The organism is Chengkuizengella axinellae (assembly GCF_030730905.1).
Classification (GTDB): domain Bacteria; phylum Bacillota; class Bacilli; order Paenibacillales; family KCTC-33759; genus Chengkuizengella; species Chengkuizengella axinellae.
In genome coordinates this window covers 164,056-175,849 of the sequence record NZ_JAVAMP010000001.1, presented here as the reverse complement: position 1 = coordinate 175,849, position 11,794 = coordinate 164,056, and the positions used below count along the sequence as shown (strand labels likewise).

Annotated in this window: 9 protein-coding genes; 1 reads left to right on the top strand and 8 read right to left on the bottom strand. The window is 36.3% G+C overall.

Annotated features, from left to right (window positions below; translation table 11 throughout):
* Positions 1-63 precede the first annotated feature (63 nt).
* Positions 64-534 (bottom strand): hypothetical protein, encoded by a 471-nt coding sequence (locus tag Q5Y73_RS00950; protein ID WP_305989975.1) that lies wholly within the window; start codon positions 532-534, stop codon positions 64-66.
* Positions 535-860: 326 nt separating this feature from the next.
* On the opposite strand from Q5Y73_RS00950, the gene Q5Y73_RS00945 reads away from it, so the two are divergent.
* Positions 861-1,346: a hypothetical protein gene (locus Q5Y73_RS00945; protein WP_305989974.1), complete on the top strand. Its 486-nt coding sequence runs from the start codon at positions 861-863 to the stop codon at positions 1,344-1,346.
* 153 nt (positions 1,347-1,499) lie between these two features.
* Here the strand turns inward: Q5Y73_RS00945 and Q5Y73_RS00940 are convergent, their stop codons facing one another.
* From Q5Y73_RS00940 to Q5Y73_RS00910, 7 genes are all read right to left on the bottom strand, one after another.
* A complete protein-coding gene (locus Q5Y73_RS00940; protein ID WP_305989973.1) occupies positions 1,500-2,642 on the bottom strand; it encodes a M20 family metallopeptidase in 1,143 nt (380 codons plus the stop codon).
* Between the two features lie 57 nt (positions 2,643-2,699).
* Positions 2,700-3,821 (bottom strand): M20 family metallopeptidase, encoded by a 1,122-nt coding sequence (locus Q5Y73_RS00935; RefSeq protein WP_305989972.1) that lies wholly within the window; start codon positions 3,819-3,821, stop codon positions 2,700-2,702.
* A gap of 15 nt (positions 3,822-3,836) precedes the next feature.
* Entirely contained in the window at positions 3,837-4,904 is a 1,068-nt protein-coding gene (locus Q5Y73_RS00930) for a M42 family metallopeptidase (protein ID WP_305989971.1), read from the bottom strand.
* A 61-nt stretch (positions 4,905-4,965) separates the two neighbouring features.
* Entirely contained in the window at positions 4,966-6,102 is a 1,137-nt protein-coding gene (locus Q5Y73_RS00925) for a dienelactone hydrolase family protein (RefSeq protein ID WP_305989970.1), read from the bottom strand.
* Positions 6,103-6,134: 32 nt separating this feature from the next.
* Positions 6,135-7,286 (bottom strand): glucuronyl esterase domain-containing protein, encoded by a 1,152-nt coding sequence (locus tag Q5Y73_RS00920; RefSeq protein WP_305989969.1) that lies wholly within the window; start codon positions 7,284-7,286, stop codon positions 6,135-6,137.
* Between the two features lie 532 nt (positions 7,287-7,818).
* Positions 7,819-10,125 carry a helix-turn-helix domain-containing protein gene (locus Q5Y73_RS00915; protein WP_305989968.1) on the bottom strand — a complete coding sequence of 769 codons (2,307 nt, stop codon included), beginning with the start codon at positions 10,123-10,125 and terminating at the stop codon, positions 7,819-7,821.
* Between the two features lie 50 nt (positions 10,126-10,175).
* Complete coding sequence (locus tag Q5Y73_RS00910) at positions 10,176-11,768, bottom strand: extracellular solute-binding protein (protein WP_305989967.1); 1,593 nt, start codon at positions 11,766-11,768, stop codon at positions 10,176-10,178.
* Between the last annotated feature and the right edge of the window lie 26 nt (positions 11,769-11,794).

Genomic DNA, 11,794 nt, shown 5'->3' with positions numbered 1-11,794 from the left:
ACGTATCTCTACGTCCTTTCTGTTAATCGTTTAATCATATAATTATATTTTTAAACTCTAATTCTATAATGTTATTACTGTTGCTTTAAGGCTTCGTGATGCTGCATTAATTACAGCTACAGCATTTTCATTTGTTGTATCTCTTGTACATACTAGATCATACGTATTGATACCACCAATTGGATCGTTATCAACTACAGGAAAGTTTGGAAAGTTTGTTTGTCCTCGACCACCAGCTAATTCAAAATCCATTTCATCATTAATCCTTGCTATAACATCGCCATTACGATGTATTTCGTATAATACTTGAAATGTTACATCAGAACCTACTCCTCCGGTACCTCCTACTGCAAATTGAACCATTGAATCAATACATACCTGTGTTTTCTCTGGTTGTTTAACGCATACATCTACGGTAGCTACTGTTGTAGGGTCATTGGGCTCAAGAAAAATTAAATCTCCTCCAGAGCCATATATATTACCCACTACTGAAACCGTATCAATTACAACAAAAGGTTCATCTTTCAATCCCATAACAGTTACCTCCAACTTCTTAGATTAAAATATCATTTCACATTATCTTATGTACATTCTAATAAAGTTGCTTGGACTCTTATCTATGGGCTGGAATGTAAAAAGAGCGCCGTTTATCAACACTCTTTATTTACCCTCTCACTATATAGTGGCAAAAGTATGACAAAAAGAGCTACCTCACGTGATGCAGTAATTGAAATGACAAAATCTAAAATCGTAAACAAACGGGAGATTAGCGGAAATTTCCTTGCTCGGTACACGAGTCCATTCAAAACAAACTCTTTGATCATATACTATTCAAAATAACTACAAAGGAGTTGTTTAAAATGGGAGCATTTGATGAATCCATCTGTGATTGCAGTGTTTGTCCAATGCAGTGTATCTTAAAGGCACTAGAGGGAGAACAAGGAGTTTCTATTGTCACGAATCAAAGTAGATTTGATAACCTTACTATAAATGAAGTTAAAGATTTTATCGTAAATACTTCTGTAGGCAGTATAGCCATTAAGCATATTTCAGGTCTTTTTTATGACTCAAGTTTAATTCCTGTTGAAATACCATTAAAACCTATAAAACAGAATACTAAAGGAGAATGTGCTTGTTGTGAAACCCCTATGACAGAAATAATGAATAGAATGAAAGGTCAATTTGTATTTATCGATGGCATGGGAGGAGAACCTGGTGGAACTACACAAATTACAGATGTGGGAGAAGGAATTTTCACTTTTAGATCAGTAGAATTCCCTACCATTATTGGTGCAGGCTCTACATTAGTTGTAACAAGTGTTGGACCACCTGGATCACCACCTTAAATTCAAGTCGATTTCAATGGAATTCAAATTATAGAACAAAAAAGCTTCTTCATTATGGAAGAAGCTTCAATGATTTTACTTGTATTCATATTTCCTTTTTTATGATTTATGTTGAAAGAAGTAGGGTTGGTGCTGCCGTGACAAATTCATGATCTAAATCTTCAAGCTTTTAATTAGATTTGCTAAAAACAACGTCTTTTTCGGTATTTCATGAACATAAATAAATTCCTTAGGAGAATGTGCATGTCCTCCTCGTATCCCTAGGCCATCTAGTAATGGAACCCCACATGATGCAATAAAATTCCCATCACTTCCTCCTCCCGTCCCACTTTCTTTTATATCCATACCTATTACTTCACCTATTTTTTTTGCTTGTTCAAAAAGTTCTTCAATCCCATCCGTACGCTCCATAGGTGGGCGAAGGACTCCACCTGTGATTTGAAGTGTTGCTCCATCCGAAACAGGTTTAAATTCTTTAAAAATCTCTTCTATACGATTCAATTCTTCTGATGATTGTACTCGAACATCAATCTCTGCTTCCGCAAAATTCGCGATGATGTTTGGTCCGAGCCCACCTTTAATCACACCTACATTCACATTAGTGCCTGTCTCGTAGTTATTTAAAGCATGTAATCGTTGGATTTGTACAGCCATCTCTTCAATTGCAGAAACACCATCCTGTGGATTTACACCAGAGTGTGCTGAAACCCCTTCCACTATGATTTTATACCTTCCACACCCTTTTCTAGAGGTTTTCAAACTGCCATCTGGCTCCATTGGACATTCAAGTACTAGTGCAGCTTCAGATTTTCTGGCTTCATCCATAATCATTTGTTTAGAACTTCGGCTTCCGATCTCTTCATCACTATTGATGAAAAATACAACACTGCGGTCTGATGGGAACTCCCCTTCATCTACCAATGCCTTTAATGCAAAAAAGCCTTCCAAAATACCAGATTTCATATCATAAACACCAGGACCAAAAGCCTTATCCTCTTTTATGTAAAAAGGACGTTTCTCTGATTCCCCCATAGGAAATACAGTATCAAAATGACCGATAAGCAGCAGCTGTTTATCCCCATCTCCTATTTGACAACGTAAAAAATCACCATATTCTTTATTTTTGATCATTTTAACAGCTCCACCCGCTATTAAATTTTCAAATTGATTTGCATACCACTGGGCTACTCGGTCACTATTATGTTTGTTTTTAGATGGAGAATCCATATTTACACTTTCCTCTAACATTTTTAAATATAAATTCTGATGATCCTTAATATGTTGTTCAATAGACACCCAATAACACCTCCTCTAGTATAGTAGTTTAATTAATTCTAGTATTTCAATACGACCTTAGATCTCTAAGTTTTTTATTAAATTAGCTACAAATAAAGTTTGTTTAGGTGCTTCATGAATATAAATAAACTCTTTAGGAGAGTGGGCATATCCCCCTCTCATTCCTAATCCGTCTATTACTGGAACACCAAAGGAAGCAATAAAATTGCCGTCACTTCCTCCATTTGATGCTTTTTCCTTGATTTCCATCCCTAATTTGTTGCCAATTTCTTTTGCTTGTTCATATAATATCTCTATCTCTTTAGTTCGCTCCATAGGAGGACGATTTATACCACCTGAAAACTTTAACTTTGCTCCTTCTAAAAATGGCTCGAAACTTTCTAGCTCAGCATGAATTTTTTCAAGATCATTCAAAGAGTTTGAGCGGATATCTATCAGTGCTTCAGCATCACTTGCTACCGTATTGGGACCCATGCCTCCCTTAATAGCACCTACATTCACTGTTACACCCGATTCTTTGTTGTTCATAGCATGCAGTCGAATGATTTGTCTGGAAAGTTCTTCGATAGCTGAAACCCCTTTTTCAGGTACACTAGAATGTGCGGAAACCCCTTCCACTTTTAATTTGTATCTTAGACTTCCTTTTCTTGAAGTTACTAAAGTGTTACCACATTCTAAAACTAACGCAGCATCGAAATTGTTTGCTTCATTTTCAAACCATGACCTCGATTGAGGACTACCTACTTCTTCATCACTATTGATAAAAAATACGACACTGCGGTCTGTTGGGAACTCTCCTTCATCAACAAGTGCTTTCAGAGCTAACAATCCCACAATCAGTCCTGATTTCATATCAAAAACCCCAGGGCCAAAAGCTTTGTCATCTTGTATGTAAAATGGACGCTTAGCGGATTCCCCTAACGGAAACACCGTATCATAATGACCTGAAAGCATTAACTGTTTATCACCACTTCCAATCTGACAACGCAGGTAATTACCGAACTCTTCATTTTTTATGATTTCAACTGTACCACCTGTAAGCTCTTCAAATTGACTTGCGAACCATCTAGAAAATTGATCATTATTTTTATTCCTTGAAGGAGAATCAATATTCACACATTCCTCTAGCAATTTTAAATATAGATCCTGATGATTCTCTATATGATTAAGAATAGGCATGATTATATACAACTCCTAATATTTAATGATTTGCTCATAAGTTGATTTATCTGTTGTTTTTACTAGTTTTATTAGCAGCTCCTTAGCCGCTGCATAATCGTCCACATGCAAAATAGAAGAAGAGGAGTGCACATACCTCGAACATACTCCTATGACTGCTGAAGGAACTCCAATTCCATTTAATTGTATTTTATCTGCATCTGTTGCTCCTGTTGCTACAAAATACTGATAAGGAATATGGTTGGACTCTGCTGTATCTAAAACAAATTCCTTTATTCCTTGATGTGTGATCATCTCTCTACTCAATACCCTTAACTGAACACCTTTACCAAGCCGACCAAATCCATCTTTATCTGTGGCATCGTTAGCAGGACTAGCATCCAATCCATAACAAATATCAGGTTTCACTAGATTAGCAGCTGTAACCGCGCCTCTAATTCCCCCTTCCTCTTGCACTGTCGCACCTGAAAACAACAGATTAGGCAATTGTTCATTGTGCACTTCTTTTAGCAATTCTATGGCTAAACCTACTCCATAACGATTATCCCATGCTTTAGCCAATATTTTTTTGGGGTTGGATAATACCGTAAAGTCACCTATAGGAACAATTTGCAATCCAGGCTGAATCCCCATATTTTCTGCATCTTCACGATCATCTGCACCGACATCGATAAACATTTGATCAATATCTACTGGTTTTGCAAGCTGTTCTTTAGACATCATACGTCGAGGTTTAAAGCCTATATATCCGATAACAGGCCCCGTTTTTGTAATAATTTGCATACGTTGAGCTAATAACACCTGACTCCACCATCCCCCTAAAGGTTGAAAGCGAATCATGCCGTTATCCGTTATTTTTGTCACCATAAAACCGACTTCATCTAAATGTCCAGTCACCATTACTCTTGGACCTGCTTCATCGCCTCTAATCACACCGAATATACTTCCTAAACGGTCCTGAATAATTTCTCCTGTATATTTTTCTATTTCTGATCTAACAAATTTGCGAATTTCTCTTTCAAACCCTGGTGCTGCAGGCATTTCAGTTAACGTTTTAAATAATTCCATTGTTTCTGCATTCATTTTGTGTCACTCCCAATATATTTTTATCTTTCATAAGACTTTTATATCAGTTGTGTTTCTTTTATTTATCAATTTGATCCCAAAAGTTTATAAATTGCTCCCAATCATATTGTGTTAAATTATGTTTACCGATTCTAATGTGATGCCCCATTTTATCCCCAATGATGGGAGATTCAGGCTGTGGAAATTGATTTGTCCCCAGTCCATTAAATCCATATAATTGGTAGACTGGAGTCGCGTAAACAAGAGATAGAAATTCTGATTTGGGATCTGCCCATTCATCTTCTGTAGCGCTAGCCACATAGACTGAACGTGGAGCAATCAGAGATAATAACATATGCTGATCTATAGGGAGATCAAATTCTTTATCATTATAAGTTTTATAGTTTTCATTAAACCAATGAGGAAATTTTGTATTAATTTGGTTAATTGTTTCCCCTATCTTTCCACGAGAAATTGCAGCACCTGTGTTTCCTGAATCATTACTAATCACAAACGCAAAACGCTCATCTACAGCTCCTGCCCACAATGCCGTTTTTCCTGTTCTGGAATGCCCTGCAACCGCGACTCGATCTGCATCAATATCTGAATCCGCTTCCAAATAATCCATTACTCTGCTAGCTCCCCATGCCCAAGCACCAATCGTACCCCATGCATTGGAAGGGCGTTCTTTATCATCAAATATCCCATGTACTCCATTTTTAAATTCATCATGTTCATCTGGATCCACATCATTTGTCCAAAATACAGCTGCTGCATAACCTCTTTCAACGATGGATTCTGCTGGCCAATATCCAGACCTTTTCTCTCTTTCAGGATCCATATGATCTAGCCCTCGTTTATTTATCAATAAAAATGCAGGGACTGGTTTTTTTTGTTTTGAAGGCACAAATAATAACAAGCGAATTGTGCCTTTTCCACCAGGTCCCTCAAAAGAGATATCTACCTGCTTTCGAGTTGCTTTCCCACCCATCATACCTTCTTTTGTTTCTACTATATTAAATGATAAAGAATCTGGTCTTTCTACAGGGTTCACCCCATAAACATGCTCTCGAAAAAGCGCTAATACTTCAGGACGACGAACTTGTTCCCATTGTTCTGCAGCAGTCACTTTTTCGCCTTTTTGTGTATAAAGTGTATCTGGAACCTTACGTTCTCCACTGGCTGCAATTAAATATTCCGTTAATGAATCTTTCACATCAATTCAACTCCTCAATGTAATGTAGTTCGCTAACCCTTTTTATGTCCATTTTCTTTTTCAAAATATCCATCCCAAAAGTTCATGAACTGCACTAAATCATACTCTTTTAATTTATGCTTACCATATCTATTATGATATCCCATCTGATCGCCAATAATGGGTGAATCAATAGGTGGGGGCTGCTTAGTACCTAAGCCTTTAAAACCATATAATTGGTACACTGAAGTCGCAAATGATAGAGATAAAAATTCAGATTCTGGATCACACCATAGATCTTCTGAAGCACTAGCAACATAGATTGGACGAGGAGCAATCATGGATAAAAGCATATGCTGATCCACTGGCAGCTCAAATTCCCGATCATTAAAAGATTTATAGTTATCGTTAAACCAATGAGGGAATTTCGTATTAATTTGGTTAATTGTTTCTCCTATCTTTCCACGAGAAATGGCCGCCCCAGTGCTACCGCTTTCATTACTAATTACAAAAGCGAAGCGCTCGTCCAAAGCCCCTGTCCATAATGCCGTTTTTCCACTTCGAGAATGACCTACAATTGCAACCTTGTCAGAATCAATGTCTGTATCCGTTTCAAGATAGTCCATAACTCTACTGGCTCCCCATGCCCATGCTGCAATCGTTCCCCAAGCATCTGATGGACGCTGCTCTTCATCATAAATTCCATGCACACCATTTTTGAACTCATCATGCTCATCTGGATCAACATCTGCTGTACAATAAAATACAGCTCCATATCCTCTTTCAATCATACTCTTCTCTGGGGAGTACCCCCACATCTCTTTTCTTTCCTGCTCATCATTAAATTTATTGATTAGTACAAATGCAGGTGCAGGTTTTTTAAGATTTGTAGGAACAAATACTTTCAAATGAATTATTCCTTTACCTCCAGGACCTTCAAAAGAAATATCTACCTTCTTTAGAACTGCATTTCCTTCCATCACGGATTTTGTTTCTACTACATTAAAAGATAAGGAATCAGGTCTATTTACAGGACTGCGTCCATAAATATGTTCTTTAAACATCTCCAATAATTCAGGTCTACGATTGGATTCCCATTGTTCTGTCGATATAATTTGTTCACCTGCATTTGTATATAACGGATCTGGCAGTTTGCGTTCTCCACTTTCCTCAATCAAATGTTTTGTTATTGAACTTTCTTGCATGAAATTCACTCCTTTATACAATTTTATTCCAAAACCCACAATAAGTAAAGCGCTTACCCTAATATTATTTAAGCTCTTCCTTTTGATTGATTTCTTTTTTATGTATGCGGTATAATATTCAATTTGATGTAAACCATGTGGTTGACTACCTTCATGTGAGGCCAATCACTATGCATGGAAAAACCGCACGATGCAGAAATTCTTAGTGATTACATTCATATATCTTACCTCTCTTAGTAGAGGTAGACTTACAGCATTTAGACAGTGATAAGATAAGGAACTTTGAGGGTCATATTCCTATTTTTGCTTAACATAAATACAATTAATGACAACAGTCCTTGAATATAAGGTTTCGGCTTTCTATATATAAAATTGGGCAGGTTAACCTGCCCAATTTTATTGAATTGTTTACTACCTTATCCTACTATATAGATTAGCGTAAAGACTCACATCTCTATAGCTAGTATCTCCCTAATCAGATGGAGTAGAATCTACATCAGATTTCCCAATGTTTAAGCTTTGCTTATACGAGTCATTTCAACCTTTTCTTCTCTCTATATTCACTTGGTGTCAAGCCCGTCATCTTCTTAAAGACCCGCACAAAGCTATTTACATTCGTATATCCAACTGTTTCAGCGATTTCCTTCACTTTTTTATTCGATTCTGCTAATAATTGTTTGGATCTATTAATTCGTATCTCCATCAAATAATCAGTGAAATTACTTGAAGTATACTCTTTAAACAATTTGCTTAAATGAGATACACTAACATGGAAATGATCAGCTAAGTAATTTAAAGATAGATCACTTCTTGTATAATGTTTTTGAATATACTTAAGTACCTTTTCTATAAGGTCATTTTTCTCTCTGCTATTTCTTTTCACTTTAATTCGTTCCATAAATTCTTCAAGCATTTTAACCATAAAAGCTTGTATTTTATCCAGTCTCTCTAATTGATTCAAAGAATCATAAACATGATGAGATGGAATGAGTTCATCAAGAGGAACTCCTACTTCATCTGCTACTGTAGCAGCTCTCATTAAACATTGAGTATTTAAATGTTTAATCATATCTGGTGGAATTTTATGTTGTGCTATGTCATCAAACCATTTCCGCAAATGTTTGCGCAGCTTATCTCCATCTCCCACTTTGAGTGCATCGATGATGCTGTCTGACATGGCCAACAACCTTTGGTATTCACGCGATTGGTAACCAACCGTATCATCCGCTGTAATGACGGTATTATTCCCCATAATTAATTTATATTTCAACACCTCTTGTGACTGTTTGTATGATAAATGAATATCTTTCATAGAATATACACTACCGCCTATTCCGATCGTAACCGTTCTTTTAAAAGATTCCATCACAAAATTCTTAATCATATCTGCTACTGAAACAGCTCTAATAACTTGTTTTTCAGTATCTTCTTCATCGTCAAAGCTCATAATGACAGCGCATTGTCCATTCTCCAGTTCAATCGCTGCACCTTTGCTTTCTGCATTAATCAACTCTTCAACAACATTACATAACGCATAAGTATATAGATGCAAATCCTTAAGATTTGTTATATTCTCTTTATCATCAAATTCAATACTCATCACCACAAAATGGTTTGAGTAAAGATGTATACCGTGCAAATCCATATAGGTTTTCAATTCTGTGAAATTAGCACGATAATTAAAAAGCAATTCCATCAATAAACGCCATTTCATGATCGGTTTAGTCTCAACAATCTGAGTTTGCAATCTAGCTCTATCATTTAAAACATTTTCAACCATCGATTCAAAATAAGCAAAATCACTTGAGTTCTCACTCACAGGACGGTTATGTGAATGCATATTTAACTTCGTAGACATTGAAGTAAAGAAACGATTCATTGGTTTAAACGTCCAAAATGCTGCAAAAACGCCCGAAATAGCTGCAATTGCAAACAAAAACATAGCAATAAAAAAGATCGTATTCCTTAATGCGACAAGAGATTCATCATATCTAACATCCGGGATAACTCTAATGATCTTCCAATCTGTATAACTAGAAGTCAGGTAAAAAACAGTAGATTCTGTACCATTCACTTCTGCCTGAACAATTCCATGATCTTGTCTACTATTCAACAAGGATTTAATATAGGTGTATTCACTAATATCTTTACCTAATTTATCGTTATCATGATGAAGTACGACTTGTCCTTTATCATCCACTATAAATGTATATTCTATTTGAACATCTCTATCATTTCCTAATAAGGAATATAATTCTTCTTCTTTAATATTAATAGCTATAACACCACGAGGATTTGGGGAAATGATAGGATATTTTCTTGCTAATGTGACTACATCACGATAAATAGGGTAATTACCACTCTGAATCATTAACCTTCTAGTTGTCATCCAATCAAAATATCCTTCATACTTTTCAAATTGATCCAACCATTCAAAGTTAATTAGATCATCACTTGAAAAATAAGATGAGAGATTCTGTTTATTTTGAAAAGAATACAAATCTATTGAAAAAATGTATTCATCACTATTAATCATATTTGTCATTAATGTTGTCACATTGAATGAATTTTCTAGTCTTTCCCGTCCAGTAATCTCAGCATCGAGAAAGTCTTTAACTTCTTCATCTGACAACGTTTGAAAAGATAATTTATCTACATGCTGCAGCACAAGTTCCAGCTTTTGATCAATCTGACTTAATAACTGCATATTCGTATTTTCCAATTCATCTGTAAGTCTATTATTTAGTAAAAAATAGGAAATGAACGCGGTTACAGAAACAAAAAGAAACAGGAGAATCAACAAGACCAAGATCAATTTCCTCATCAATTGGTTTTGCATGCTGTCATCCCCTGTTCCTGTAATATTAAATGTTATATTAGTTTATACGTTTAGAAACTATCTTTATTCGCATTATACCATTCTTGTGCAGCCTTGTCTGCTTCCAATCCACCAATTCTTTCCCATTCATTTCTGATTTCTTCCAGTCCCCATGCACCATCTTTATCTGATTGCAGTAATATTTTCGTACGAACTTCTTCAACAATCGTATCTATAGTAGGTTCAATCTCACTAAATTCAGCAAAGCTTGGCTGGTAAGGGAAATCTCTTCTCCAAGGATACTTTGTTTGAGCATACCATGAATCTGTTATCATACTTGCAACCTTTTGAGATATCTCATCATCTGCAGCTTTGACTACGATCTCCTCAGGTGTAAATGTTTGATCTCTCACCACTCCATATTCTGGTGCATAATACACTTCTTTTTTGAATTTCTCGGCATCTAGTTCTTTATACACGCCATCTACCAATTCACTATGAATGCCTTCTTCACCATTCACAAGCTGTACCCAGCCACCATCAATCATCCAATCTAAATACTCAATCGCAGCCTTTGGATTTTTCATATCTTTATTAAAAGCAACATAGATGAAGGCATCCGTTTCCTGATAAAGTCCATTGTTGCCATATGGTGTTTCAACTGGTTCTAAAGGTACTACTACAGCATCTGGATCGTTAGTGTATAGGTCTTTCATAATGTTATGAGCACCTGCACTACCCCAGTTATATGTGATCATCCCTGCTTTCCCTGTCGTCCAGAATTGTATTGCACGTTGGTTATTCGTATCTGTTAGGAATTCTGTATCAATTAATCCGTTTTCATATAATGTCTTAGATACATCTAAAACTTCAGCATAACGATCCATGGTTGCTCCATAGGTCATTTTATCATCTTCTAGGAACCATCTATCTTGTCTCATGCCGTACATGGCTTCAATCGTAACAAAGGTCTGTTTTCCAACAATAGGAATGCTGTCTGGTTTCGCTTCTTTGAAAGCCTCTGCTACTGCAAGTAATTCATCCATCGTTTTTGGTATATCCAACCCTAGTTCATCTAACCAATCCTGACGAATAAACATCCCGTGATTTGCTTTATTTGCTCTTCTTGATGTTGCAGCATAGATTTCTCCTTCAAATGTCATTAGAGGAAGCAAATCAGGGTTTTCTTCTAAATATTCTTTATACGACGTACTGTATTTTTCAATATATTCTCCTATTGGTTGTATAGCACCTTGAGTTACCAAGTTACCCATATAATCACGACTATATTCCCAAATTAGATCTGGTGCTTGACCCGCAGCAACCAGCACGTTTAACTTTTCATATGACTGTTTACGAGGCACTGGAACAATAGATACATCTATACCAGATTCCTCACGTATGTAATCTACCCAACGGTTTTCTTCATATGTTCCCTCATCACTGGATACTCGCCCTCTATCTAACGTGGAAATGCTTAACTCTTTTGGAAGATCATCATATGGATCCTTTTCACTTCCTTCTGCAGTTGCCTGAGGTTCATCTTTACTTGGTTGATCTGCCTCCCCTTCAGAGCTGCTATCTCCGCAAGCTGTTAAAACGGGTACCATCACCATCACTATTGTAAGTAACACTAAGAGCCACTTCTTACTAGATTTGTTCATGATATTTCCTCCCCAATTTTAATATA

Bases quoted from the DNA above. Each gene is read 5' to 3' on its own strand.
- Q5Y73_RS00935 (WP_305989972.1), bottom strand. From the start codon at position 3,821: ATGCCTATTCTTAATCATATAGAGAATCATCAGGATCTATATTTAAAA.
- Q5Y73_RS00950 (WP_305989975.1), bottom strand. From the start codon at position 534: ATGGGATTGAAAGATGAACCTTTTGTTGTAATTGATACGGTTTCAGTA.
- Q5Y73_RS00910 (WP_305989967.1), bottom strand. From the start codon at position 11,768: ATGAACAAATCTAGTAAGAAGTGGCTCTTAGTGTTACTTACAATAGTG.
- Q5Y73_RS00930 (WP_305989971.1), bottom strand. From the start codon at position 4,904: ATGAATGCAGAAACAATGGAATTATTTAAAACGTTAACTGAAATGCCT.
- Q5Y73_RS00945 (WP_305989974.1), top strand. From the start codon at position 861: ATGGGAGCATTTGATGAATCCATCTGTGATTGCAGTGTTTGTCCAATG.
- Q5Y73_RS00920 (WP_305989969.1), bottom strand. From the start codon at position 7,286: ATGCAAGAAAGTTCAATAACAAAACATTTGATTGAGGAAAGTGGAGAA.
- Q5Y73_RS00915 (WP_305989968.1), bottom strand. From the start codon at position 10,125: ATGCAAAACCAATTGATGAGGAAATTGATCTTGGTCTTGTTGATTCTC.